This window comes from Allobosea sp. UC22_33 (genome assembly GCF_042700715.1).
Taxonomy (GTDB): Bacteria; Pseudomonadota; Alphaproteobacteria; order Rhizobiales; family Beijerinckiaceae; genus Allobosea.
In genome coordinates, this window is sequence record NZ_CP170556.1 from 5,141,267 (window position 1) to 5,166,359 (window position 25,093).

Here is a 25,093-nt window from a genome sequence, read left to right on the forward strand (position 1 = left end):
TCCTCCTTCAGCAGGACGGGCGGGCGGCGCGAAACCCGCCTGCCTCGCTCGCCGATTTCGCATGCGGCACGCAGTCCGGCTGCGAGCCGACCGCGACATAGACCAGATGGGCATTGGCGAGGATGAGCCCGGCCGCCACCACGCCGGCGAACGTCAGCCAAAAGGCCTTCCCCCCGCCGCGACGCCTTGTTCCCCCGTCCGCTGGCGCGCTCATCGCTTCTTCTCGCCCAGCGTACCAACATAGAGCGCCAGCAGCTTGATATCGGTCGGCGAGAGGCGGCCTTCCCAGCTCGGCATGTGGCCTTGCCGCCCGCCATGGATGCTATTGACGACCGATTGCAGGTCGCCGCCATAGATCCAACTTGCATCGGTCAGATCCGGCGCGCCGAGATCGTGCTGGCCCTTGGCGTTTTCGCCATGGCAGGCGACGCAATTCGCCGCGAAGACCTCCTTGCCGGCCGGCACGCGGGCCTGCTCGGCCGCGTCGAGCTTCTGGCCAGACGCCGAGCGGACATAAGACGCGACGGCGAGCACTTGCTCGCGCTGGAGGATGCCGTCACGGCCGAAGGCCATCATCTGCGCGGTACGCGTGTCCTTGGCCGCGCCATTGATTCCGGCGCGGATCGTTTCCGCTATCGTCTCCGGCGCACCACCCCAAAGCCAGGAGCCGGCGGCGAGATTGGGGAAGCCCGGCCCGCCCCGGCCTTCCGTACCATGGCAGGCGGCGCAGTTATCGGCGAAGAGCGTGCGGCCGGTATCGCGGACATGGCGCATCAGCGCGGGATCGGCGGCAATCTCCGCGAAGGAGGCCTTGTCGATCTTCGCGGTCCAGCTCGCCCGCTCGGCAGCGGCATCGCGCACCTGCTCGGTCACGACCTTGCGCTGGTCGATGCCGAGCAACCCCTTGGTATAGGTCACGCCTAGGGGCCAGGCCGGCATCAGCAGCCAATAGCCGATCGCAAACAGGGTCGTGACAGCCAGGAAGAACAGCACCAGGCGCGGGATCGGCGTATCGAGTTCCTCGATGCCATTCCACTCGTGGCCAGTTGTTGCTGTCCCCGTGATGGGATCGCGCGTCGCATCTGCCATCGCTCAGTCCCCCGGCCTATCGTCTTCATCGAAAATGCTTTTCTTGGCGCGGTCGAAACGCTTCCGGTTCGCAGGCCACAATGCGTAGATCAGTACGCCGATTGCCATGGCGAGCAGGTAGAACAGTCCCCAGCTCTTGGCAAAACCGACCAGCGTGTTGTGATCGACGTCCATCTCATTTCTCCACCGCCGCAGCCTGCTTTTGGGCCGCATCGGTCAGCTTGCCGAGGACCTGTAGATAGGCGACGAGCCCGTCCATCTCGGTCAGGCGGTTCGGCTCACCGTCGAAGGCACGCATGTTGGTGGCATCGCCGTAACGCTGCGTAACGCCTGCAGCGTAAGGGCTGTCGGGACTGGCCTGGCCATAGGCGTCAGCCGTCGCATTGGCGATCTGCGCATCGGTGTAAGGCACGCCGACGGCTCGCTGCGCCTCGAGGTGCTTGCCGAGATCGTCGGTCTTCAACTCGTTGCGCAGCAGCCAGCCATATTTCGGCATGACCGATTGCGGCACGACATCGCGCGGATTGTAGAGATGAGCAACGTGCCAGGCGTCGGAATACTTGCCGCCGACGCGCGCCAAGTCCGGGCCGGTCCGCTTCGAGCCCCAGAGCATCGGATGATCGTATTTCGACTCGACTGCGAGCGAATACGGTCCGTAGCGCTCGACCTCGTCGCGCAACGTCCGGATCATCTGGCTATGGCAGAGATAGCAGCCCTCGCGGATATAGATGTTGCGCCCCGCCAGTTCGAGCGGCGTATAGGTGCGCATGTCCGGCGCCTTCTCGACCGTCTCGTGAATGGTGAAGAGCGGCGCGATCTCAACGAAGCCGCCGATCGCCGAGACGCCGATGATGGCGAGTACAAACCCGATGGCGTTGCGTTCGAGCTTGCGATGGAAAAACTCGCGCATCGCTCACTCTCCAGCCTGAAGTGCTGCGCCTGCCCCCGGCAACGCGGGGAGGTCGGTTTTGCCGACCTCTAGTGTGGCCTGCGCCCGGGACATCCGGATCGTCATCCACACATTGTAGCAAGCGACGACCGCACCGAGCAGGAACACGAATCCGCCGAGGGTGCGCGCGATATAGTAAGGATGCATGGCGACGACGCTGTCGATGAACGGATAGGCCAGCGTGCCGCTGTCATTATAGGTGCGCCACATCAGGCCCTGGATGATGCCCGAGTTCCACATCGCGAAGACGTAGATGATGGTTCCCGAGAGGGCGAGCCAGAAATGGACCTCGATCAGCTTGGGCGAGTACATCCGCTCGACCTTCCACATCCACGGCACCAGCGCGTAGAGCGAGCCGAAGGTGATCATCGCCACCCAACCGAGCGCGCCGGCATGGACGTGGCCGACTGTCCAATCGGTGTAGTGCGAGAGCGAGTTCACCGCCCGGATCGCCATGAACGAGCCTTCGAAGGTAGAGAGCCCGTAGAACACGGCGGCGACCATCATGAAGCGCAGGGTCGCATCGTCGCGCACCTTGCCCCAAGCGCCGTTGAGCGTCGCCAGCGCGTTGCCGGCGGAGGCCCAGGACGGCACCAGCAGCACGACCGAGAAGGTCATGCCGAGCGTCTGCACCCATTGTGGCAGCGCAGTGTAATGCAGGTGGTGCGAGCCCGCCCACATATACATGAAGGTGATGCCCCAGAAGCTGATGATCGACAGCCTGTATGAGTAGATCGGCCGTCCTGCCCGCTGTGGGAGGTAGTAGTACAGCATCCCGAGGAAGCCGGAGGTCAGGAAGAAGGCGACCGCGTTGTGGCCGTACCACCACTGTGTCATCGCGTCCTGCACGCCGGAGAACAGCGAATAGCTCTTGGCACTACCGAAGGAAATCGGCACCGCCAGGTTATTGACGATGTGCAGCACCGCCACGACCAGAATGAAGGCCATGTAGTACCAATTCGCGACGTAGATATGCGGCTCCTTACGCCGCTGCAGCGTGCGGATATAGATCAGAAAATAAGTGACCCAGACGATGACGAGCCAAAGATCTGCATACCATTCCGGCTCGGCATATTCCTTCGATTGGGTAATTCCCATCAGGTAGCCGCTGGCGGCCAGCACGCAGAACAGATTGTAGCCGATCAGGACGAACCACGGGCTGAACTGGTCCGGCAGGCGCGCCCGCGTCGTCCGCTGCAGGACGTGGAAGGAGGTCGCGATCAGCGCATTGCCGCCAAAGCCGAAGATAACGCCCGAGGTATGAACCGGCCGGAGACGGCCGAAGCTCGCCCAGCCGGCATCGAAGGTGAGGTCGGGCCAAGCCAGCAGCGCCGCGACCCAAACGCCGAAGAACATGCCGACCACGGCCCAGAACAGTGAAAGCACGATGCCAACTCGCGTCGGGTCATCATAGTAGCGCGTCAGCCGCTCTTCCGATGGCTCCGGCGCGAAATAGTTCGACATGACCAAGCCAATACAGCCGAGCCCGAACAGCATGACAACGACGCCATGAACCCCGAACAGGTCGTCGCGGCCGGCGATCGCCATGGCAAGTCCGCACAAGGCGAGAAGCGCAGAGATCGATATGGCGCGCTGTCGCTCCGCGACCGTGAGTGCCGCAATCATGGCTCACCTTCTCCGTGCCGGCGCGGGCCGGCAACCTCAATCCTTCGGTCCGGTATCCCATAAATGCTCCAGGTCAGATACCTCTTTGCTGAGAGTGGGACCTGACAAACTGGCAGCCGGCAGCATTTCATTGCTTCTCGATCTCAGCGAGATACGTCCGCATCGCCTGCTCCGGTCCATGCCAGGAGGCGCTGCCCTTACCCTGCAATTCCGGGGCATCCTTCCAACCGGGCTCGATGCCCCTCATGTCCGGCAGCAGATGGGCGATGCCCTTGTGACAGTCGATGCAGGTCTTCTCGCCCGTGGTCAGGAAGCGGCCATGGATCTCGGCGGCGCGGCGCGTCTGCTTGGTGAAATCCATCGCGACAGAGGAGTGGCAGTTCCGGCATTCCAGCGAGTCATTGGCCTTCAGCCGGGACCATTCGTGCTTGGCGAGTTCCAGGCGCATGTTCAGGAATTTCTCACGCGTCGAGATCGTGCCAAAGATCTTGCCCCAGACCTCCTTCGAAGCCTGCATCTTGCGGGCGATCTTGTCGGTCCAGTTGTGCGGCACGTGGCAGTCCGGGCAGGTCGCGCGCACGCCCGAGCGGTTGGAGAAGTGCACCGTCGACTGCAGCTCCTGATAAACGTTGTCGCGCATCTCGTGACAGGAGGTGCAGAACTTCTCGGTGTTGGTGACTTCCAGCGCCGTGTTGAAGCCACCCCAGAAGAGCACGCCGCCGACGAAACCGCCCAGCGTCAGCAGGCCGAGCGGCAGATAGGCACTTGGCTTGCTGATGATGCGCCAGAAACTGACGGCGACGCCCCAGCACCAGAGAATGAGGGATTTGAGCCTAGCCATGATCCCGCCCCGCTACGGCTTCCGGCCGATGTCTTTGGCGTCCTGGAACCGGTTCTGGACCAGCGGCGGCACATCGGTCTGCTGGACATGGCAGGCGGTGCAGAAATAGCGCCGCGGCGTCACATCCGAAAGCACCTGCCCGTCGCGGTCCTGGAAATGGGTCACGCTAATCATCGGCGCGCCCGAGCCTTCCGTGAACTCGCGCTTGTGGCAGTCCATGCAGCGATTGGTGTTGAGCGTGAGCTGGTAGCCGTCGATCGCATGCGGGATCACCGGCGGCTGCTCCGGATAGTTCCGCATCCGCCTGACATCATCGACGACGGGGCGGCCCAGTGCCGGTACCCGCTCGATCGCCATCGGATCGGTTGTCCCGGTCAGGCGCGGCACGATCTTCACCGGCGCGCCCTCCTGCGAGACGGCGGCGCCGAAGGCGAGGACGAGGCCCGCCGCCATGGCGGCCCCGATAAGAGTCCGCGAGCGCATCAGCCCGAGACCGGAACGATCTTGACCGCGCATTTCTTGAAATCCGTCTGCTTGGAGATGGGATCGGTGGCGTCGAGCGTCGTCTTGTTGATGAGCTGGCTGGCATCGAACCAAGGCACGAAGACCACGCCGGGCGGCATGCGGTTGCGTCCGCGCGTCTCGACGCGGGTGCGCATCTCGCCACGGCGCGAGACGATCGTGATTTCCGCGCCCTGGTTGAGGCCGCGCTTGCGGGCGTCTTCCGGATGCATGAAGCAGCGCGCACCCGGAAAGGCCTTGTAGAGTTCCGGCACGCGCATGGTCATCGAGCCGGAATGCCAGTGCTCCAGCACGCGCCCGGTGACGAGCCAGAGATCGTACTCATTGTCGGGCGATTCCGCCGGCGGCTCGTAGGGCACCGCGATGATCCGGGCCTTGCCGTCCTTGTTGCCGTAGAACTCGACGCCCTTGCCCGGCTTCACATAGGGGTCGAGCCCCTCGCGATAGCGCCACAGCGTCTCCTTGCCGTCGACTACCGGCCAGCGCAGGCCGCGCACCTGATGATAGAGGTCGTAGGGCCCGAGATCATGGCCATGACCGCGGCCGAAGGTGGCATATTCCTCGAACAGCCCCTTCTGCACGTAGAAGCCGAAGGCCTTTGCCTCCCGGTTCTCATAGTCCGGATCGATCTCGGAGACATCGAACTTGTCGACATTGCCGTTGCGATAGAGGACGTCGAAGAGCGTCTTGCCCTTGTAGTTCGGGTTGGCGTCGAGGATCTCCGCCGGCCAGACCTCGTCGGTGGTGAAGCGCTTCGAGAACTCCATGAGCTGCCAGAGATCGGAGCGCGCCTCGCCCGGCGCATTGACGAGTTGGTGCCAGACATGGGTGCGCCGCTCGGCATTGCCGTAGGCGCCCTCCTTCTCGACCCACATCGCGGCCGGCAGGATCAGGTCGGCCGCCATTGCCGTCACCGTCGGATAGGCATCGGAAACGACGATGAAATTGTCGGGGTTGCGATAGCCCGGATAGGCCTCGTTGGTGTTGTTCGGCGAGGCCTGAAGGTTGTTGTTGACTTGAATCCAGTAGAAATTGAGCTTGCCGTCCTTGAGCATCCGGTCCTGCTCGACGGCGTGGTAACCGGGCTTTTCGGGAATGATCCCGTGCGGGACGCGCCAGATCTCCTCGGCATGCTTGCGATGCTCGGGATTGGTCACGACCATGTCGGCCGGCAGGCGATGGGCGAAGGTGCCGACCTCGCGCGCCGTGCCGCAGGCCGAGGGCTGGCCGGTGAGCGAGAACGGGCTGTTGCCCGGCTCCGAGATCTTCCCCGTCAGCAGATGCAGGTTGTAAACGAGCTGGTTCGCCCAGACGCCGCGCACATGCTGGTTGAAGCCCATCGTCCAGAAGGAGGTGACCTTGCGCTTGGGGTCGGCATAGAGCTCGGCGAGCTGCTGCAGGAAGCCGGGCTCGACGCCGGTGAGGCCTGAAACCTTCTCCAGCGTGTAGTCCTTCACGAAGGCGGCATAGGCCTCGAAATCGATCGGCGTCATCGCCGTGACATCTTCCGCCTTGCGCGCCTTGACCTCGCGCGGGTCGTCGGGGCGCAGGCCGTAGCCGATCTCGGTCGCGCCCTTCACGAAGGTGGTGTGCTTGCCGACGAAATCGGTGTTCACCCGCCCGGTCGTGATGATGTGGTTGGCGATGTAGTTGAGGATCGCGAGGTCCGTGCCCGGCTTGAACACGATCGGGATGTCGGCAAGGTCAGAGCTGCGGTGGGTATAGGTCGAGAGCACCGCGACCTTCACATGCGGCTGGCCGAGCCGGCGGTCGGTCACCCGCGTCCACAGGATCGGGTGCATCTCCGCCATGTTCGAGCCCCAGAGAACGAAGGCGTCGGCATGCTCGAAGTCGTCATAGCAGCCCATCGGCTCGTCCATGCCGAAGGTGCGCATGAAGGCATAGGCAGCGGACGCCATACAGTGGCGGGCATTCGGGTCGAGATTGTTCGAGCGGAAGCCGGCCCGCATCAGCTTGGTCGCGGCATAGCCTTCGAAGATCGTCCACTGTCCGGAGCCGAACATGCCGAGCGCGGTCGGCCCCTTGGTCTTCAGCGTCGCCTTGGCCTTGGCGGCCATGGTGTCGAAGGCCTCCTCCCAGGAGACCGGCGTGAACTCGCCGTCCTTGGCGTAGACGCCGTTCTTCTTGCGCAGAAGCGGCTGGGTCAGCCGGTCGTTGCCGTACATGATCTTGGAGAGGAAATAGCCCTTGATGCAGTTCAGGCCGCGATTGACGTCGGCCTTCATGTCACCATGGGTGGCGATGACCTTGCCTTCCTTGACGCCGACCATGACGCCGCAGCCGGTGCCGCAGAAGCGGCACGGCGCCTTCGACCATTTGATCTGCAGGCTGTCGACGCCGCCGGTCACCGGCTGGGCCTCGGCCGGAACGCTCATATTGGCGGCGAGCGCGGCGACGCCGGCCGCCTGCACCTTCAGCATCTCGCGACGGGACAGGGTCATGGGATCACTCCGGGGTCGTCGAGGGTTTCGAGGTCTTCGATCTGCTCGAACACCATGTTGGCCGAGAGCACGCCGTCGATCAGGCTGATGGCGGCGAGCCGGTCGCCGATCACGCCGGTGCTGGAGCCTTCCAGCACGATCACGATCTTGCCGTTCTCGACGCGATGGATCTCGGTCTCGGGCAATTCGCCGATACGGGCGAGCACGGCCTCGACCTTGGCCGGCAGGGCCGAGACGACGGCGCTCGAAATATGATGGAAACGCTGGCGTGGACGCTCAAGCATGGGCAGCCTCCGACGGACGTGCGCCGACCGCGATAGCCTGCGCCGGACAGGCTGCAATGCAGGCGCCGCAGCCATTGCAGCGATCGCTCGCGATCTCCGGCAGGGCTGGACCGCCCAGCCGTGGGCGAAAGCGGATCGCGGTCTCTAGGCAGGCGTCGCCGCAGCTCTGGCAGACGATGTCCCTCCTGGCGAAGCAGTCTGCGCCGATGGCGGCGATGTGCGGAAAGGCTGCGATCGATCGGTCGAAGACCGGTTCGGGACAAGTTTCCGCGCAAGCTCCGCAAAAAGTGCATTCGCCCGCGCCGAAGCTCAGGGCAGGCCGACCATCGTTATCGAGCACGATGATGTTTTGCGGGCAAGCCGGCACGCAGGTGCCGCAGCCCGTGCAGGCGGCCGCGACCGACGCGGCGCGCGACCATGGCGGGCGGATTGCCTCGGGGCGGGAAGGGCGTCGACCGGTTAGAAAGCCGCGCCGACCAAGATCAATGCCATCGTTAGCCATGGCCGGATTCAATGCGACGGGCCGGGCGGGCCAGGTGGGCCGAGCACGAGCTGGAACATCCACACCAGGAAGCCATAACCGCCAACGACGCCAACTGCGAGGACTGGCCAAATCAGGACAGCCAGTGTGAGAAACGCCGTTATTTCGGCGCGTTTCGTCGGCCGGTTAGTCTCCGGGCCGCTGCTCCTCGCGGACTCGGTCGCCATCTCTTTATCCTTCTTGAAGACGGGCGTTCATGCTTCGCCCCGCCACCAGATTAGAGATCAAAAAATGACAATAATAACATCGCCGGCACTGTCCAGTCCGAGTGGATATCCGCATGCCGTTTTCGGGAGCTTGTTTGTCCTAGCGCAAACACACGGCGAGCGGCGTCGACTAGCTGATGACAGCGTCGTGCTTTCGGAATCTGGAAGGGACCCGCGTTTCTCTCGGCATCGGAATTGCCGCGCCGAACACCTTCACACTTGCGCAGTCATGAAATTCGAATCGCGTGCTCTCAAACGGCTGCCGGTCTTCGCCGCACTAACCCCCGAGCAGCGACGCGAGATCGCATCGGCCGCATTGCTCAGGAATATAGCGAAAGGCGAATGCGTGTTTCGGGAGGCAGAGATAGTCAGCAACGCCTTCCTGATTGTATCCGGCCACGTGAAGCTCTCAAGAGGGGGCTGGCATCGCGACTCCGTCACTCTGAGCATTGCCCATCCAGGCGAACCATTCGGGGTGACCGGAGACCGATCCGGACATCAACAGACGAAGACCGCCGTCGCCTTGTGCGACTGCAGGCTCGCGATCTGGCCCATCCAAATTTGGAACGAATTCCTGCGAGCAATGCCCGGCCTCACTGTCGGCCTTTTGCAGGACGTTGAGCGTCGTTTAGCCATCACTGAGGATCGACTGGCGGAGATCGCCTCGCTCGATGTTTCGCGTCGCATCGCCCATCTGGTGCTCCGCCTCATCGATCAGGCTGGAAGGCAGGAAACAGATGGTGTCTGGGTGGATTTTCCCGTTACGAGGCAGGAAATCGCCGCGCTCACGGGAACGACGTTGCACAGTGCGTCCCGAATCCTAACGCGATGGGAACGCGAGCGCATCGTGGGAGGAGGGAGACGAGAATTGATGGTTCGCAACATACCCGCCTTGCTCAGCCTCGCCACCGGCGTTACAGCCCACAAGGTCAGCTGACCAGCGTTACTTTTATGGACGCCCGCGGCAATCGATAGCCTGCCGGCTGCTTCACGAGAAATCACGCTGGGGCGTGGCTGAGTTTCCCCTCTCGCTGGGACATTCTTATTCTGAATTTTCGAGAATTCTTCGGGCTATGTACCACCACGTTCTTTGCTCTACCGCAAAGACGCTATCGACTGGTCGGTTAATGGTTTCTCGACGACGGAGAAACGAACCATGACACTGTCCGAAACGACGCGAAACAAAGCTATCCTGATCATGTTCTTACTGGCCCTCGTCGTTGCGGCAGTTGCCGGCGTGGCACTCGGCTCGGGAGCGTTTCAGGCCCTTCTTTTTGCCGTGTTTGCTCTATCCGCTGGGATCTTATCGACTTTTGTGTTCGTGGCCCTGAATTAGTGGTCTCTACCTGACGGAAGAGTCATAATTGGGATTCATGTCGTTGAGTGTCCATGCAAGTCCGGTGCGTCCGCAACGGGTTTCGATTACGATCACTCCGACTTATCGCCATCGCCTTGAGGCGGTAGCAAGGGATCGCCACGGCGCGCAGAAGCATGTGTGGCAGCAGGAGCCTGTTCGCCGCGTTGAACGTCCTCGACGGCACCGTCATCGGCCACTACATGCCTCGCTTCACTTTGACAGCGTCGGCTCCTAAAGCACCGCGCCTTCGCCGGCCGGCATAGGCACATCGATCCAGGCGCCCATGAGTATCGACCCAGATCTCCTTCGCGGCTTTTCGACATTCTCGGCCCTGTCCGTTGAAGATCTGCGCGCCCTTGCGAACGCAGCCTCTCTCCGACCATTGCTCGCCAACGAAGCTGTCTTCGTTCACGGTCAAGCAGCAACTGACCTCTGCCTCGTCCTCTCGGGACGGATCAAACTCTCAAAAGCTGGTTGGGCCCGTGATCCGGTCATTCTGCGGATCGCCCACCCAGGCGAATTTCTCGAACTTGGAGGGAGTCTTCGGCCGGGTGGCTACGGCGCTACCGCCAATGCTCTATGCAGTGCCGAACTCGCGGTTTGGCCTACGCAAGTCTGGCGGCGCCTTGTTGACGAGATTCCGGCGATCATGCCCTGCCTCGCTCAGCTCCTCGAACAGGAATTGAGCGATGCACAGCACCGTTTCGTCGAGATTGCCTCGCTCGATGTGCCACGGCGCATCGCCCATGCGCTCCTTCGACTCGTCAATCAAGCTGGCCGGGAGGAAGCGGCCGGGATCCGGATCGACTTTCCCTTGTCGCAGCAGGATCTTGCCGCGTTGACTGGGACGACGCTGTTCACCGTCTCCCGAACTCTGACATGCTGGGAACGGCGAGGCTTGCTCGCCGGCGGTCGTCGCACGGTGCTGGTGCGCGATATTCCCGCCCTGACGAATCTGGCAACCGCCACCGAAGCAAATTTGGGCACGTAAAGGCGCTTCTGAAGCCGCGCCTTCTTCCTGTTTGCCGAAACGCAAAGAAGCTCCCGGGGCGTCTCGCTATCACCGGCTGGCCCCTGCCGTCGGCATCGGGCTTTTACGCGCCGGCACCGCCGGCTTTCCGCAAGTCTCGCAACGGAAGGGTGAATGCATGGCCGAACGTCTGACAAAGGCGGGAGCCCGAAATGTCTTCTACGGCGGATCGATCTTCTTCTTCGCCATCTTCGTCGGGCTCACCGCCCACAGCCACTGGTTCATGCGGACGAAGTCCACCGACGAGACGACGCTGACGCCGGCCGTCGCACGCGGCAAGCATGTATGGGAGCGCAATTCCTGTATCAACTGCCACACGCTGCTCGGCGAAGGCGCCTATTTCGCGCCGGAGCTCGGCAATGTCTGGAAGCGCTATGGCGGCGACAAGGATCCGGCCGGCGCGCGCGAGGGCCTGAAGGCCTGGATGCAGGCCCAGCCCAGCGGCATCGAGGGCCGGCGCCAGATGCCGCAGTTCAACCTGACCGATCAGGAACTCCGGGATCTGGCCGATTTCCTCGAATGGACCAGCAAGATCAAGACCCAGAATTGGCCGCCCAACGATGCCGGCTGAGACCTCGCGACAGGAGAGAGCCATGCCAGGCTACAACACCTTGAGATACAAGACCCAGAGCGTCGCGATGCTCTATTTCTACGGCGCGCTCGCGCTGTTCGTCGCGCAAGTCACCTTCGGGTTGGTCGCAGGGCTGATCTATGTCCTGCCCAACACGCTTTCGGTCGTCCTGCCCTTCAACATTGTGCGGATGATCCACACCAACGCGCTGATCGTGTGGCTGCTGCTCGGCTTCATGGGCTCGACCTATTACCTGCTGCCGGAAGAGGCGCAGACCGAACTCTACAGCCCGAAGCTGGCCGTGGCGCAGTTCTGGATCTTCTTCATCGCCGCTGGCGTCACCGTCGTCGGTTATCTCTTCCATATCCATGAGGGTCGGGAGTTCCTGGAGCAGCCCTTCGCGATCAAGGTCGGCATCGTCCTGGTCGTGCTGATGTTCCTGTTCAACATCACCATGACCTCGCTGAAGGGCCGCAAGACCACGGTCACCAACATCCTGCTCTTCGGCCTCTGGGGGCTGGCGGTCTTCTTCCTCTTCGCCTTCTACAATCCGGCCAACCTCGCGCTCGACAAGATGTACTGGTGGTACGTCATCCATCTCTGGGTGGAAGGCGTGTGGGAGCTCATCATGGCCTCGGTCCTGGCCTTTCTGATGATCAAGCTCAACGGCGTCGATCGCGAGGTCGTGGAGAAGTGGCTCTACGTCATCGTGGGGCTCGCCCTGTTCTCCGGCATCCTCGGCACCGGCCACCACTATTACTGGATCGGCGCACCCGGATACTGGCAGTGGATCGGCTCGCTTTTCTCGACGCTGGAGGTCGCGCCCTTCTTCACCATGGTGATCTTCACTTTCCAGATGACCTGGAAGGCTGGGCGCAACCATCCCAACAAGGCCGCGCTGCTCTGGTCGATCGGCTGCTCGGTGATGGCCTTCTTCGGCGCCGGCGTCTGGGGCTTCCTGCACACGCTGTCCTCGGTGAACTACTACACCCACGGCACGCAGCTCACCGCCGCCCATGGCCATCTCGCCTTCTTCGGCGCCTATGTGATGCTGAACCTCGCCGTGATGGCCTATGCCATCCCCGAGCTGAAGGGTCGTGCGCCTTACAACCAGTGGCTCTCGATCGCGAGCTTCTGGCTGATGGTGACGGCGATGTCGGTGATGACCTTCGCGCTGACCTTCGCCGGCGTGGTCCAGGCCCATCTCCAGCGCGTGCTCGGCCACAGCTTCATGGAAGTTCAGGATCAGATCGCCCTGTTCTACTGGATCCGGCTCGGCTCTGGCCTGGTGGTGGTGATCTCGGCGCTGATGTTCGTCTGGGCCGTGCTGCTGCCCGGCCGCCAGCGCAGCCCCGAAGCGCTCGCCTTCGCCCAACCGGCGGAATGACACCGACGCCCGCCGGTCATCGGGCCGGCGGGCCTCTGCCCTCCTGATTGCATTGGACGCCTGCGATGAACATGATCACGCGCCCTCCGATCCCGGCCTCGGCCGACACCATCGACATCCCCGCCTATACCCCCTCCGGAAACGAACGCTTTCTGTTCGAGAAGGCCTGGGAGCGGCGCCTGCCGCTGCTGCTGAAGGGGCCGACCGGTTCGGGCAAGACCCGCTTCGTCGCCCATATGGCCGCCAGGTTCGGATTGCCGCTATTCACGGTCGCCTGCCATGACGACCTTTCCGCCGCCGACCTCACCGGCCGCCACCTGCTCAAGGGCGGCGAGACCGTCTGGGTCGACGGGCCTCTGACGAGCGCCGTGCGCGAAGGCGGGCTGTGTTACCTCGACGAGATCGTCGAGGCCCGCAAGGACGTGGCGGTGGTGCTGCACCCGCTGACCGACGACCGGCGCATCCTGCCGCTGGAGCGCACCGGCGAGCTGCTGGTGGCCCCGGCCTCCTTCATGATCGCGGTCTCCTATAATCCCGGCTACCAGAATCTGCTGAAGAATCTGAAGCCCTCGACCCGCCAACGCTTCGTCTCGATCAGCTTCGACTTCCTGCCGCGCGAGCAGGAGATCGCCGTCGTTGCACAGGAAAGCGGTCTCGACGAGGCCGCGGTCGCGCCGCTGGTCGATCTCGCCCGCCGCCTGCGCACGCTCAAGGGGCAAGACATCGAGGAGGGTGTCTCGACCCGCCTCGTCGTCTATGCCGCAAGCCTGATCGCCGCTGGCCTGCCCCGGCAGGAAGCCGTCATGGCCGCCATCATCGAGCCGTTGACCGACGAGCCGGAGGTCCGCTCTGGGCTGGTCGAGGTCGCCCGCGCTGTTCTCGCCTAGGAGGCCGCTATGCTGGACTTCCTCGAACTGGAAGAGACAGTCGGCCGCTTTTGGCACCGTCTGGTCGGCGACACCGCGAGCCTGCCGCATCACCCGCAGGCGGTGGTGACGCTGGCCAGCATGGCGCCGGTGCTCGCCGTCTGCTTCCGCGGCTTCGGCGGTGAACCCGGCGTCAGGATCGTCCCGGCCCGCGAGCGTGTGGCCAGCCACCGGCTCAACCTGCGCCAGCGTGTCGGCCTCGGCGAGGAAAGGTTGGCTCAGGCCGTGCGCACGCCGGATAGCCTGCAACTGCCGACGCAGATCGCGTTGTTTCCGCAGCCCGGATTGAATCGCGACGTCTATGTCTGGCTCGCCGCAGCCATGGCCGCGGTGCCTCCTGCTCCCGTCATGCTGGCCGATCCTCTTCGGCGCGACCTCGCGCTGATCGCTGCAGCGCGCGCGTTGGTCGCGACGGTTCTCAAGGCCTTTCCCGGCCTGGTACCAGTCTATCGCCGATTAGCCGATGCCTTGCTTGCCAGCCGTCGTCGCGAGGGCTTGCCAGCGACAGAGGCGAAGGTGGAGGCCTTGATCTGCGGGCTGTTGCGCGGCGAGGCGGTCGACATGTCCCCGGCGGACTGGCAGGCTGCCGCTCCAGCCGGCTATCTGCCGGCGCTCGGCGTGCCACTCTGGCCTTGGGCGAGCGTTGCTGCTCCCGCCCGCTCCCGCCGCCGCGACGAAGACCAGCCCCCGCCAGCCTCCGCCAAGGCCGAGGAGCAGATGAAGGCATATGCCGCCAGCCGCGACGAGACGGCGGAAGAATGGCGCGAGCGCAGCCCCTTCATCCTCAACCGCTTCGAGAAGATCCTGGCAATGTCGGAGATGGTCGCCGTTGACCGCCCGTCCGATGACAGCGAGGAGCACGATCCAGAGGCCGCCGACGAACTCGACGACTTGGTGCTGAGCGAGCGCAAGGGCCGCCCGGCCTCGCGCTTTCGCTTCGATCTCGACCTGCCACCGGAAGCGATGGACGAGGCTGCCCTGGCAGGGGTCCTGACCTATCCGGAATGGGATTTCCGCAGCGCCTCCTACCGCGAAGACTATTGCAAGGTGATCGCGGCCACGGCCGCACAGGAACGCGAGCCGCCTGTGCAAGACCCGGCGACGCGCGCGCTTGTACGCCAAGTCCGCCGCCGGTTCGAAGCCCTGCGTCCCTTGCGCGAGCCGCAGCGCGGCCAGATCGACGGCCCAGATCTCGACCTCGACGCGGTGGTCCGCCGCCGGGCCGATCTCGCCGCCGGCGGTCCCGGCAGCGACCGCATCCATCTCGCCAGCCGGCCGCAGGCGCATGACCTCGCCGTGACGACGCTGATGGATGTCTCGCTCTCGACCGATTCCTGGTTCGACGATCTGCGCGTGCTCGATGTCGAGAAGCAGGCACTCACCGTCTTCGCCCATGGGCTTGCCGCCTGCGGTGACCGCCACGAGATACTGACGTTCACCTCGCGCCGGCGCGACTGGGTCCGGATCGAGACGCTGAAGCGCTTCGACGAGGCGATGGGGCCGGCGGTGGAGGCGCGCATCGCTGCACTGAAGCCGGGCTACTACACCCGCATCGGCACCGCGATCCGCCATGCTGCGGCGGGGCTCAAGGCCAGGCCCGATCGGCGCAAGCTGCTGCTCGTCCTCACCGACGGCAAGCCCAACGACATCGACCATTACGAGGGCCGCTTCGCCATGGAAGACACGCGCATGGCGGTGATCGAGGCGCGCCGGGCGGGCATCTGCGTCTTCGCGGTGACCGTCGACCGGGAGTCGCGCGCCTATATCCCGCACCTCTTCGGCCGCAACGGCCATGCCGTGGTCTCCAGGCTCGACCGCCTACCCGCTGCCCTGCCGGCGATCTATCGCGCGCTGGCGACTTAAGGACGCCGATCATGACCGAAGCTCAAATGGGTCTCGTCGTCGCGACACCCGCGATCATCGTCATGGCCCTGCTGTTCTACCGAATGGGCGTGCTGCAGAAGAGTGGGCTGGCTACGGCAGTGCTGGCCTCGCTGGCGATTGCCGTCATCCTCTTTCTCGAACAGTGAACAGGCCAATTGCTGACTCTTTGAGCCTCGACAAATTGCCCTAAGCCCGGTCCGGCTAGGTTCTTCGACACCCCGCCTTGGGGCCTTGTTGGAGCCTGGAAACATGACCACCCTGCCTCTCGAACCGCTCGACGTGCGCACCATTCCGCCGGTCGTGCGCCACGCCACGATCTTCGGCATCCTGGAGCGTCTGGCGCCCGGCGATGCCTTCAGCATCGTCAACGATCATGATCCCGCGCCGCTGCGCCGCCAGATGGAGGCGCGTTACCCCGGCGCATATTCCTGGGACTACATCGTGCAGGGCCCCGAAATCTGGCAGGTCGAGATCGGCCGCAAGGAGGCCGGCGACGATGGCCATGACGCCGATTGCGGCGGCCATGACGAAGGTCATACCTGCACCTGCGGTCACTGAAGCGAGACTGGGAGACCTCGGCCATGCCAATGGCATCGCTGTCCCGTTGGACGATGAGCTATTTCGCGGCCGCGCTGGCCTTCCTGCTCGCTGCCGAGGCTCTCGCCGTCGCCGGGGTGGGCTATCCAGCGACGGGCCTGGGCGACCCCGCGACGCTCGTCCTCGTCCATGTCGTGACGATTGGCTGGCTTAGCCTCTCCATGGGGGGCGCCCTGCTGCAATTCGTGCCGGTGCTGGTCTCCCAGCCGCTCGCCTTCCCGCAGCTGGCCTTGCCCGCTCTGATCGCGCTGATCATCGGGCTGCTTCTGCTCTGCGGCGGCTTCGCGATCCTGGCTGGCTGGGTCGATGGACCGCTGGGCCTGTTGCCGTCGGCGGGTGCGAGCCTGCTGACAGGTTTTGCCCTGCTTGGACTGATGCTGGCGTCTACGGTGCTCAGCGCGCGGCCAGTGACGTTGTTCGCCTCGTTTGTGCTGGCTGGTCTGGCCTGTCTGGCCGCCACCGCGCTGAGCGGCTCGGCCTTCGTCGCAATCCTCTCCGGTCAGGGAGGCTGGCTCCTCAACTTCTTCGCAGTTCTCCCGGATGGCGTGCCATTCCACGCCTTGCTCGGCCTCGGGGGCTGGCTGGGAATGATCGCCTTCGGCGTCAGCTACCGTCTCTTCGTCATGTTCATGATGGCGCCTGAACTGCCAGCTCGGCGCGTACGGCCGGTGCTGCTATCCGCGGGCTTTGGACTTAGCATCGCCTTTGCCGGGCTGGTCGCGCCGTTCGCTGGCTTGGAGCCTGGGACCGGATGGGTCGCCGCGGCGCTCCTAGCGCTCGCGGTGGGGAGTGCATTTTACGGACGGGACATGCTAGCCCTCTATCGGGCGCGTCGACGCAAGGCGCTCGAAATCAACATGCTCGCCAGCATCCCGGCCTATGCCTCGCTCGGCCTTGGCATCGTTCTGCTGCCGATCGCCGTCGCGGCCGTTGCCGACGAGAGCGTCGTCGCAGCGCTGGCGTTCCTCCTGGCGTTCGGCTGGCTCGGCGGCTTGACGCTCGCCCAGCTCGTGAAGATCGTCTCATTCATGACCTGGCTCGAAACCTATGCGCCCCGGCTCGGGCGTGGTCCAGCGCCGCGCGTCGGCGACCTCATCGCCATGCCGCGCACCGGCTGGTGGTTCGCGCTCTATTTCGGCGGGGTCGCGCTGGGAACCATCGCCTTATGTGCCGGAACGGCTTCCGGCTTCCGCTGGGCCGTGCTTGCATGTTTCTTGGGAACCGCGGGGATTGCCGCGGAGCTCGTTCGTGTTCGCCGCTTGTCCGAGATCAAAGCCAATGCCCGGCCACCTGCGAATGAACGTCCGTGGCTTCTGATTGCACGTATCGGCTAAAGGAGACCGCCTCATGTCGACCACCGAAACGCCGCTAGCCCGCGAGCTTGACGTCCGCCCTCTGCTGCGGGCTGGCGAGGAGCCCTTCCAGGCGATCATGGAAGCCGTCAGTTCGTTGGCTCCGGGGCAGCCCCTGCGCCTGATAGCTCCGTTCCGGCCGGTTCCGCTGTTCTCCGTTATGGCCAATCGGGGCTTCGCCGCCAGCGACCGGGCGCTCGATAGTGGAGACTGGGAGGTTCTGTTCACACCCGTCCAAATTCCGGACGAGAGCGAAGGCCTTGCTATCGGCAGCTCTCTTTCGGCGGTGTTCTGGGGTGAGCCCGTGATGGAGCTGGACCTCGTCGATCTCGACCCCCCCGAGCCGATGGTGCGTATCCTCGAGACCCTCGAAAGTCTGCAGCCGGGCGACGTCCTGTTCGCGTTGCTCGCTCGTGAGCCGGTGTTCCTCTTTCCGGAGCTAGCAAAGCGCCAGCACGAATGGGCCGGCAATTTCGACGCTTCCGGCACCGCCTATCGCCTGCTGGTGCGCCATGGCGGCGGGAGTTCACACGCATGAGCGTAAATCTCGAACGCCTCGTCGAAATCGCGCTGCGCGACGTGCTCGATCCCGAAATGGGCCGTAGCGTCGTCGATCTCGGCCTGATCTATGCGATCGAAGCGGCCCCTGGCGGCTCAGTTGCGATCACCATGACGACCACCACGCGCGGGTGCCCTTTGGCCGGCTTCTTGAAGGAGGCTGTGGCCATGGCTGCCGGAGCGGTGGAGGGTGTCAGGGACGTTGGCGTGACGCTTACCTACGAGCCGGCCTGGGTGCCTGCCATGATCGCCGCCGAATGATCGCGGTTTACGCAATCGTCAAAGATGTTGTGCTGCAACAAAGAGTGATTTTCCCAGTCTCCTAAAGTCTTCACGACCGGTTGAACTACGGTCGTTGGCAAGGAGAAAAGCCATGGGCGAAGAGCTCAATCTGACCCGCCGCAGTATCCTGGCGGGAGCGGCGGCCGCCGGGGCATTCGTCCAGGCAGCTTCCGCACCGGCGCAGGCGCAGGCCGTGATGACCAAGGCCACCGCCGCCGATATCGCCAAGCTGCCGCGCGTCAAGGCGAAGCTGGTCGATCCCCCCTTCGTGCAGGTGCATGATCAGATCGCAACCGGCGGCCCCAAGGTCGTCGAATTCGAGATGACGATCCACGAGAAGAAGATCGTCCTCGACGACGCCGGCACCGAGACCTTCGCCTTCACCTTCAACGGCACAGTTCCTGGTCCGCTGATGGTGGTGCACGAGGACGACTATGTCGAGCTGACTCTGATCAACGCCGATACCAACGAGCTGCTGCACAACATCGATTTCCATTCGTCGACCGGTGCGCTTGGCGGCGGGGCGCTGACCGAAGTCAACCCCGGCGAGCGGGTCGTGCTGCGCTTCAAGGCGACGCGGCCGGGCGTCTTCGTCTATCACTGCGCCCCTCCCGGCATGGTGCCCTGGCACGTCACCTCCGGCATGAACGGCGCCATCATGGTGCTGCCGCGCGATGGGCTGAAGGACGGCCAGGGCAAGACTTTGAAATACGACAAGGTCTATTATGTCGGTGAGCAGGACTTCTATGTGCCGCGCGACGAGAACGGCAAGTTCAAGCGCTACGCCAGCCCCGGCGAAGCCCATGAGGACGTTCTGAAGACGATGCGGACGCTGACCCCGAGCCATGTCGTCTTCAACGGCAAGGTCGGCGGACTGACCGGCAAGAACGCCCTGACCGCCAAGGTGGGCGAGACCGTGCTGATCGTGCATTCGCAGGCCAATCGCGACACGCGGCCCCATCTGATCGGCGGCCATGGCGATTATGTCTGGGCCACCGGCAAGTTCCGCAATCCGCCGGAGCGCGACCTGGAGACCTGGTTCATCCCCGGCGGCTGCGCGGGTGCGGCGCTCTACACCTTCCTGCAGCCGGGCATCTACGCCTATGTCAACCACAACCTGATCGAGGCCTTCGAGCTCGGCGCCGCCGGACATTTCAAGGTCGAGGGCGAGTGGAACGACGACCTGATGAAGCAGGTGCGGGGACCGGCCGGCATCTGACCATTCCCAGCCTCCCCGCCAGCCGGCGTGGAGGCTCTTTTCCCGACAGGGCTTCCAACCATGGCCACCACGCTGCGTCTATCGCTGCCGAGGCTGACGACTTCGCTCGGCCTCATGTTCATGGCAGGCGCCGCCGCTCTCCTGCTCGCCTTGCCCGCGCATCGCAATGCGCCGACGTTTCCCTTGCCGCAGACGGCGGTCGTGCCGCCCACGACGCTGCTGCACCGGCTCGACGGTGAGTACAGCCGTGCCGGCCGCCCGGTCGATGCGCCCCGTGTCGCGATCGAGATCCGCAAGCCCTTGGAGATCATGCGATATCAGGTGAGCGCTGCCGACTACGCGCGCTGTAGCGCGGCCGGTGCTTGCAAGCGGCTTGACACGCCGGCGTCACGCGGCGACCTGGCGGTGACCGGCGTCAGTCATGCGGATGCGTCCGACTACGCCCGCTGGCTGTCGCAGGAAACCGGAGCGGTCTGGCGTCTACCCACGGATCGCGAATGGGCCCAGGCCGCCGGTTCGCGCTTCGTCGACGATGCTCGCGGCTTGAGCGGTGGCGAAACCAATCCGGCATTACGCTGGCTCGCCGATTATGAGCGCGAGGCCAACCGCAAGGCGGCCAGCAATCCTGCCCCCCGTCCTGTCGGCAGCTTCGGCGCCAACGAGTACGGTGTCTACGATATCGCCGGAAATGTCTGGGAATGGACGCAAACCTGCCTACGCCGTGTTTCGCTGAACGCGGCCGGCCGCACGATCGGCGAGACCAGCAACTGCGGCATCTATATCGTCGAGGGCCAGCATCGCGCTCCGATGACGTTCTTCATTCGCAATCCGAAGGCAGGCGGGTGCTCGGTTGCCACCCCACCCGACAATCTCGGCTTCCGGCTGGTGCGTGAGCGGAGCTGGCGCGACCGGTTGCCTGCGAGCCTCGGCCGGCTGCTGCCGGCATGAATGCCAGCGTCGATCGCTGCAGCCTCGGCGGCGCCCTGCCAGCGTCCGAAGGCGGCACGGAGCTTCTGCTCTGGATCCTCGTCTGGAGCGAACTCGTCGTCTTCGGAGCGCTGCTCGGTGCCTTCCTGCTCGTCAGTGCGCTCGATCCGTCGTCTCTGGTGGCACTGCGCCGAGCCCTGGACCTGAACCTCGCTGCTATCGCGACGGCCGTGCTCCTGACCAGCGGCTTCTTCGCGGCCTGCGCCGGCCTAGGCCGTCATCCGCGTCACAACCTCGTTGCAGCCGCGCTCGGTGGCTTTGGCTTCTGCGGGCTGAAGATCGCAGCCTTCGTCCACGAACTGCCGACGCTCACGGCGACGGAGGGGCGCCTCGCCGAGCTCTACCCGCTCATCGTCGGCTTCCATTTCGCGCATGTGCTGTTCGCCGCCGGCCTGCTGCTGCTCGTCGCATGGCGGCCAGTGCCGCGCCATGTCGCCACCGTCGCGACCGTCTGGCACCTGATCGACCTGGTCTGGCTGCTGATCCTCCCCGTCATCTATTTGGGTTGAGATGCTGTCTTCCCGCGGACTGAGGCTTCCCGCCGTCCTTGTCGCCCTGCTCGTCGCGACGGGCCTGAGCCTGTTTGCGGCCTCCCATCTTTCGGCCGGACTGCGCGGATCTGCTATCGCCATGCTCAGCCTGGCAAAGGTTGTCCTCGTGGTGCTGGGCTTCATTCAACTGCAGCGAGAGAACCGCACGCTGGCCGGGGCGCTCGTCGCCTATGCCGCTCTCATCTGCCTGTTGGCCGGCGCCAGGATTGCGTTGACAGGGGTATCGTGACGCACTTGAACGGCTGCCACGATTAAGGTCTTATCCTGCGTCGGCCAACCGCGGCCGCATGCCAACACTTTCCAAGCCAGACGTAGGAAGACAACATCGTGGCCATGGATCGGAGCGTGTTTCGCAGTATTCCGCTCTTCGCGGCGATGAGCGATGCGCAGCTCGATCGCATGACCGCACAGGCGAGCGCGCGTCGGATTCCTCAAGGCGAGGCAGTCTTCGAGCAGGGCGGCCCGGCCAAAGCCTTTTATCTACTGTTGCACGGGCGACTGAAGGTGACGCAGGTCACCCGAGATGGCCAACAGATCATTGTGCGCGTAGTCCATCCGGGAGACCTTTTCGGGTTCACGCGCGCACTGGGGCGCCATGATTATCCCGGCACGGCAACCGCTGCGGTCGATAGCCTCGTGGCTGCGTGGCCGACGGAGTCTTGGGACGGTTTCGTCGAAGAAAACCCGCATCTCGCCATGAACGCGATCCGAACCATCGGCCAGCGCCTGGACGAGGCTCATACCCGCATCCGCGAGATGTCGACCGAAGAGGTCGAGCGCCGTGTTGCCCACGCCGTGCTGAGACTGATTGACCAAGCAGGAAAACGCGACGCGACCGGGATGCGTATTGATTTCCCGATCTCGCGGCGCGACATCGCCGAGATGACCGGGACGACGCTGCACACAGTCTCGCGCATCCTTAGCGCGTGGGAGTCGCAGGGACTGGTCGAAGGCGGCCGCCAAAAGCTGGTGGTCTGCGATGCCGCGGCCCTGAAGCGGCTGGCTGAGAACGTATAATCGGCAGTGTCGGCCGCACGCAACCCACTAAAGCGGTAGTATGGTGTCGGATTATATCGAGATCTCTTCTCGCGGGTCTCTTTTGCGTATGCTTCTGAGCGCTCGGAAAGCCGAACCTTAATCAAGCGGCCCTGCCATCGGCGATCGCCTCGATCTCTTTCAGGACATCATCCATGTCGAATGATTGCCCTACCTCGATTTGTCGCCGACCTTCGATGACCGCAAGGACGTCGTGGCCTTCCGAGGCGATATACCGCTTTAGGGCTCGGACCATAACCCGGCTTCTGGTTCGGTCGAGTGCCTCGGCGACCTGCTCGATCTCACGCAAGATATCCACTGGTAACCGCAGGGTGATCGGATCGCTTAGCTCGGGCTTGGACACGCTCATTCTCTTTTTGAGATTACGGTGTATCACAACCGGCCAATCTCCGTGTCAAGGCTGTTCCGGTGGTTGATCCGCTTCAAGCTGGTGCGGCCTAATTAAACTCATTGTGCGGCGGTAGCTGCCTTCGAAGCAATGCGGACTCCCGCCCGTAGTAGGTCCTGCAAAATAAGGCGGTCAAGACCGCGTCTTCAGGAAGGCCGCCCAGCCCAGGGGACGATATTCTTGCTTCGGGCGCTAGAACAACGGCTTACAGACGAGGTTGAAGGACGACGCGTATAGTTCATCGTCCTCGCTGACGTCGATCGTCGTTTTGCCGGTAAGCCGGTCAATGATGATGACCGTCACCTGCCCATTTATGTTCAGGAAGGTTTGCAATCGCCCATTGTTTTTTGTTGCGATCGGATGGGAGTTCTTGCTCCAAAGGACCATATTGCGGTCCTCGAGGACCGTCAGATCCAAGTCCTTCAATTCCCGCTCGGCAGGCTCGGACCAAGTGCGATTGAACAATTGCTCTTTGCCGCTGCAAAGTAGCCGAACAGGGCCGCTTTCGGCTGATGCGGGCGGGGATAGACACATGCCAGCAAGGCCTAGATGGGCAGAACCACAGCAGGGCGCATGGACTCAAAATAGCGCGCCCATTGTCCTTGATCAACGCGATCGGGGCGGACGCATCTCAAAACTCCGTCTCTGCGTCTGGATGCTCCAACACCTCAGTGGCGCGCGCCCGCTGAAGAATTGCCCAGGAGAAACGGCAGAGATACGGCCTGATCGCTAAAGGGAGACAGCCTGCCCTCGATGGCCTCCCGCACAATCGTTGCTCAGCTTCTCAGCTTCTCTCGGCTACGAACCGACTTCATCGGAGCCGGCATCTTGTTTGAGACCGGTCGGCATGCGCCTGGAGCCGATTGCAGTTATGTCTCTTCCGGCGCCCTTTTCTATACGCCTCTGCTCACGGGCCAGCGCTCGAAGCTCATCCACTCGTTGCCTGCTGGCGTCGACAAACTGAGCGTGGTTGCGCTCACCTTCTTGCGTGAGCGCGACCGAAACATGCTTCTTCGAAGCCGGTTGCGCCTGTCCCGGCGATTGTGATGACCGATCAACCAATTCCAAAATCCGATATTGTTGCCGACGGGGCAAACCCACATCGCAGCCGCCGTTGCTTAGTCCGAGCTAGCCCCCGTCGACAAGCTTATTTGCTGGTTCTGATGTCGCCTGACACTAGGGACCGGGGACACTCATGCCGCCGCGGCTCGATCAGCTTGGCTGCGCAGGCGCCCTCGCGCCAAGGCGCGGCCCCGTCAGGACCTGCCAGTAGGCTGCCGTGAAGATGAGGAATCCCAGTGACCAGCCAAGCCCGGCGATGTGGAGCAGCGCGACTGGACCATGGCCCAGCGCCGAGCAGATCCGCGCTACCGTGCCGATGATGACCAGCACGTAGCAAAGCTGGGTCGCGGTCGTGGCGACAAGCGGTCGGCTCGTATGGCCGAGGCTGGCGCGTGACATCACGGCGAGCGTCATGATGCCGAAGGCGCCGGCGGTCCAGGCATGAAGGCCGGCGGCGGGCGCCAGCATACTGGCGCTCGCCGCCGCCGTCAGCGCAAAGCCCAGTGGCACAAACAGATAACCGACGTGCAGAATGACAAGCAGAGGGTTGCGCCAAGTGCGATCCCCGGCCCAACGAGCCAGCCTGAAGAGGTGAAGGCCGGCTGCAACCGCTAAGGCGACGCCAGTCGCGCGAGCTTCGGGCAGAGCCACCCAAAGAGCGAGAACGGCGGCGCTCACCGCCAGGACGATTTTGTCGTAGAGGCCGAATGGAACCGGCATCCGCCCTTGACGACGATGCGCCAGCCAATTGCGCGTGAAGCTCGGCACGATGCGCCCCGCGACCAAAGCGACTAGCAGAAGGACGACCGCGATGGCGAAGCGGCGAGAGAAGTCGGCGCCGCCCGCCAGCCGGGCCTCCAAATGGAACGCGAGATTGGCCATCAGCATCAGCCCAATCAGAACGACGACCTTGAGATTGCGCCAGTTGCGCCCCGCCACGATCTCCCGCCCCGCGGAGCCGGCGAGCAGCAGGAGGAAAAGCGCATCAATCGACATGGCCAGGCGCCAGCCGATCACTGCAGATAACGCGACCGCGATGCGGCCTGCGAGCCACGCAACGATGAGGACCAGAAGCGGCTTGCCCTGAACGGGTAGGCGGCCGGTCCAGTTGGGGATAGCCGTCAGCAGGAAGCCGCCGATCGCGGCAGCCTGATAACCGAACAGCATCTCATGGATATGCCAGTCCACGGGAGCAAACGCCGTCGGTATCGCGATATGGCCAGTGACGACCAGCAGCCAGATTAGAATCGTGAGCCCGGCCTGTAGAGCAGCTAGAAGAAAGAAAGGTCGGAAGCCATAGGACAGCAAAGCAGGTCCCTCATAAGCGCGCAACCTCGGTATGGGTGCCATCAGATTCGTCCCTTCG

At 63.8% G+C, this 25,093-nt stretch carries 31 protein-coding genes; 17 read left to right on the forward strand and 14 right to left on the reverse strand.

Annotated features, from left to right (window positions below; genetic code table 11):
* Positions 1 to 7: 7 nt before the first annotated feature.
* The 11 genes from ACFJGT_RS24880 to napE form a co-directional block, all read right to left on the reverse strand.
* Complete coding sequence (locus ACFJGT_RS24880; RefSeq protein WP_377843901.1) at positions 8 to 214, reverse strand: hypothetical protein; 207 nt, start codon at positions 212 to 214, stop codon at positions 8 to 10.
* A complete protein-coding gene (gene ccoP, locus ACFJGT_RS24885) occupies positions 211 to 1,089 on the reverse strand; it encodes a cytochrome-c oxidase, cbb3-type subunit III (protein WP_377843904.1) in 879 nt (292 codons plus the stop codon). Before ccoP ends, ACFJGT_RS24880 begins: the two co-directional genes overlap by 4 nt.
* A 3-nt stretch (positions 1,090 to 1,092) precedes the next feature.
* Positions 1,093 to 1,263 carry a cbb3-type cytochrome c oxidase subunit 3 gene (locus tag ACFJGT_RS24890; RefSeq protein ID WP_377843906.1) on the reverse strand — a complete coding sequence of 57 codons (171 nt, stop codon included), beginning with the start codon at positions 1,261 to 1,263 and terminating at the stop codon, positions 1,093 to 1,095.
* Position 1,264: 1 nt separating this feature from the next.
* The gene (gene ccoO / locus ACFJGT_RS24895; protein ID WP_377843909.1) at positions 1,265 to 1,999 is read right to left on the reverse strand and encodes a cytochrome-c oxidase, cbb3-type subunit II; all 735 of its coding nucleotides are present in this window, start codon (positions 1,997 to 1,999) and stop codon (positions 1,265 to 1,267) included.
* A gap of 3 nt (positions 2,000 to 2,002) precedes the next feature.
* Complete coding sequence (gene ccoN, locus ACFJGT_RS24900) at positions 2,003 to 3,664, reverse strand: cytochrome-c oxidase, cbb3-type subunit I (RefSeq protein WP_377843911.1); 1,662 nt, start codon at positions 3,662 to 3,664, stop codon at positions 2,003 to 2,005.
* Between the two features lie 127 nt (positions 3,665 to 3,791).
* Positions 3,792 to 4,505 (reverse strand): NapC/NirT family cytochrome c, encoded by a 714-nt coding sequence (locus ACFJGT_RS24905; RefSeq protein WP_377843913.1) that lies wholly within the window; start codon positions 4,503 to 4,505, stop codon positions 3,792 to 3,794.
* 12 nt (positions 4,506 to 4,517) lie between these two features.
* Positions 4,518 to 5,021: a nitrate reductase cytochrome c-type subunit gene (locus ACFJGT_RS24910; protein ID WP_377843915.1), complete on the reverse strand. Its 504-nt coding sequence runs from the start codon at positions 5,019 to 5,021 to the stop codon at positions 4,518 to 4,520.
* Entirely contained in the window at positions 4,988 to 7,489 is a 2,502-nt protein-coding gene (gene napA, locus ACFJGT_RS24915; protein WP_377843918.1) for a periplasmic nitrate reductase subunit alpha, read from the reverse strand. The genes ACFJGT_RS24910 and napA overlap by 34 nt, the downstream gene beginning before the upstream one ends.
* Positions 7,486 to 7,773, reverse strand: coding sequence for a chaperone NapD (locus ACFJGT_RS24920; protein ID WP_377843920.1), 288 nt, complete (start codon positions 7,771 to 7,773; stop codon positions 7,486 to 7,488). Before ACFJGT_RS24920 ends, napA begins: the two co-directional genes overlap by 4 nt.
* Positions 7,766 to 8,275, reverse strand: coding sequence for a ferredoxin-type protein NapF (napF, locus tag ACFJGT_RS24925; RefSeq protein WP_377843923.1), 510 nt, complete (start codon positions 8,273 to 8,275; stop codon positions 7,766 to 7,768). Before napF ends, ACFJGT_RS24920 begins: the two co-directional genes overlap by 8 nt.
* 8 nt (positions 8,276 to 8,283) lie before the next feature.
* Positions 8,284 to 8,481, reverse strand: coding sequence for a periplasmic nitrate reductase, NapE protein (gene napE / locus ACFJGT_RS24930; RefSeq protein WP_377843926.1), 198 nt, complete (start codon positions 8,479 to 8,481; stop codon positions 8,284 to 8,286).
* A gap of 268 nt (positions 8,482 to 8,749) precedes the next feature.
* Between napE and ACFJGT_RS24935 the strand changes: the two genes are divergently transcribed.
* The 17 genes from ACFJGT_RS24935 to ACFJGT_RS25015 all read left to right on the forward strand — a co-directional run bounded on the left by ACFJGT_RS24935 (position 8,750) and on the right by ACFJGT_RS25015 (position 22,238).
* The gene (locus tag ACFJGT_RS24935) at positions 8,750 to 9,457 is read left to right on the forward strand and encodes a Crp/Fnr family transcriptional regulator (protein ID WP_377843929.1); all 708 of its coding nucleotides are present in this window, start codon (positions 8,750 to 8,752) and stop codon (positions 9,455 to 9,457) included.
* Positions 9,458 to 9,676: 219 nt separating this feature from the next.
* Complete coding sequence (locus ACFJGT_RS24940) at positions 9,677 to 9,856, forward strand: hypothetical protein (protein WP_377843932.1); 180 nt, start codon at positions 9,677 to 9,679, stop codon at positions 9,854 to 9,856.
* Positions 9,857 to 10,160: 304 nt separating this feature from the next.
* Positions 10,161 to 10,868, forward strand: a complete 708-nt coding sequence (locus ACFJGT_RS24945; protein ID WP_377843935.1) for a Crp/Fnr family transcriptional regulator — start codon at positions 10,161 to 10,163, stop codon at positions 10,866 to 10,868.
* A 157-nt stretch (positions 10,869 to 11,025) separates the two neighbouring features.
* A complete protein-coding gene (locus ACFJGT_RS24950) occupies positions 11,026 to 11,478 on the forward strand; it encodes a c-type cytochrome (RefSeq protein ID WP_377843938.1) in 453 nt (150 codons plus the stop codon).
* Positions 11,479 to 11,518: 40 nt separating this feature from the next.
* Positions 11,519 to 12,865, forward strand: coding sequence for a cbb3-type cytochrome c oxidase subunit I (locus ACFJGT_RS24955; RefSeq protein WP_377849069.1), 1,347 nt, complete (start codon positions 11,519 to 11,521; stop codon positions 12,863 to 12,865).
* A 65-nt stretch (positions 12,866 to 12,930) separates the two neighbouring features.
* The gene (locus ACFJGT_RS24960; protein ID WP_377843941.1) at positions 12,931 to 13,752 is read left to right on the forward strand and encodes a CbbQ/NirQ/NorQ/GpvN family protein; all 822 of its coding nucleotides are present in this window, start codon (positions 12,931 to 12,933) and stop codon (positions 13,750 to 13,752) included.
* A 9-nt stretch (positions 13,753 to 13,761) separates the two neighbouring features.
* A complete protein-coding gene (locus ACFJGT_RS24965; RefSeq protein WP_377843944.1) occupies positions 13,762 to 15,654 on the forward strand; it encodes a nitric oxide reductase activation protein NorD in 1,893 nt (630 codons plus the stop codon).
* An 11-nt stretch (positions 15,655 to 15,665) separates the two neighbouring features.
* Positions 15,666 to 15,821, forward strand: coding sequence for a hypothetical protein (locus ACFJGT_RS24970; RefSeq protein WP_377843947.1), 156 nt, complete (start codon positions 15,666 to 15,668; stop codon positions 15,819 to 15,821).
* Positions 15,822 to 15,924: 103 nt separating this feature from the next.
* Positions 15,925 to 16,233, forward strand: coding sequence for a DUF2249 domain-containing protein (locus ACFJGT_RS24975; RefSeq protein ID WP_377843950.1), 309 nt, complete (start codon positions 15,925 to 15,927; stop codon positions 16,231 to 16,233).
* 29 nt (positions 16,234 to 16,262) lie between these two features.
* Positions 16,263 to 17,606: a hypothetical protein gene (locus ACFJGT_RS24980; RefSeq protein ID WP_377843953.1), complete on the forward strand. Its 1,344-nt coding sequence runs from the start codon at positions 16,263 to 16,265 to the stop codon at positions 17,604 to 17,606.
* A 13-nt stretch (positions 17,607 to 17,619) separates the two neighbouring features.
* Entirely contained in the window at positions 17,620 to 18,162 is a 543-nt protein-coding gene (locus tag ACFJGT_RS24985; protein ID WP_377843956.1) for a DUF2249 domain-containing protein, read from the forward strand.
* Entirely contained in the window at positions 18,159 to 18,443 is a 285-nt protein-coding gene (locus ACFJGT_RS24990; protein WP_377843958.1) for a metal-sulfur cluster assembly factor, read from the forward strand. Before ACFJGT_RS24985 ends, ACFJGT_RS24990 begins: the two co-directional genes overlap by 4 nt.
* Before the next feature lie 112 nt (positions 18,444 to 18,555).
* Entirely contained in the window at positions 18,556 to 19,683 is a 1,128-nt protein-coding gene (nirK, locus tag ACFJGT_RS24995; protein WP_377843961.1) for a copper-containing nitrite reductase, read from the forward strand.
* 60 nt (positions 19,684 to 19,743) lie between these two features.
* On the forward strand, positions 19,744 to 20,631 hold the full coding sequence (locus ACFJGT_RS25000) for an SUMF1/EgtB/PvdO family nonheme iron enzyme (protein ID WP_377843964.1): 888 nt from the start codon (positions 19,744 to 19,746) through the stop codon (positions 20,629 to 20,631).
* Positions 20,628 to 21,179 (forward strand): cytochrome c oxidase subunit 3 family protein, encoded by a 552-nt coding sequence (locus tag ACFJGT_RS25005; protein WP_377843967.1) that lies wholly within the window; start codon positions 20,628 to 20,630, stop codon positions 21,177 to 21,179. Before ACFJGT_RS25000 ends, ACFJGT_RS25005 begins: the two co-directional genes overlap by 4 nt.
* A gap of 1 nt (position 21,180) precedes the next feature.
* Positions 21,181 to 21,450: a hypothetical protein gene (locus ACFJGT_RS25010; protein ID WP_377843970.1), complete on the forward strand. Its 270-nt coding sequence runs from the start codon at positions 21,181 to 21,183 to the stop codon at positions 21,448 to 21,450.
* Positions 21,451 to 21,548: 98 nt separating this feature from the next.
* Entirely contained in the window at positions 21,549 to 22,238 is a 690-nt protein-coding gene (locus tag ACFJGT_RS25015; protein ID WP_377843973.1) for a Crp/Fnr family transcriptional regulator, read from the forward strand.
* A gap of 121 nt (positions 22,239 to 22,359) precedes the next feature.
* Here ACFJGT_RS25015 and ACFJGT_RS25020 read toward each other — a convergent pair whose 3' ends face one another.
* From ACFJGT_RS25020 to ACFJGT_RS25030, 3 genes are all read right to left on the reverse strand, one after another.
* Positions 22,360 to 22,620: a CopG family ribbon-helix-helix protein gene (locus tag ACFJGT_RS25020; protein WP_377843976.1), complete on the reverse strand. Its 261-nt coding sequence runs from the start codon at positions 22,618 to 22,620 to the stop codon at positions 22,360 to 22,362.
* 237 nt (positions 22,621 to 22,857) lie between these two features.
* A complete protein-coding gene (locus ACFJGT_RS25025) occupies positions 22,858 to 23,130 on the reverse strand; it encodes a hypothetical protein (protein WP_377843980.1) in 273 nt (90 codons plus the stop codon).
* 747 nt (positions 23,131 to 23,877) lie between these two features.
* Entirely contained in the window at positions 23,878 to 25,077 is a 1,200-nt protein-coding gene (locus ACFJGT_RS25030) for an NnrS family protein (protein WP_377843983.1), read from the reverse strand.
* Between the last annotated feature and the right edge of the window lie 16 nt (positions 25,078 to 25,093).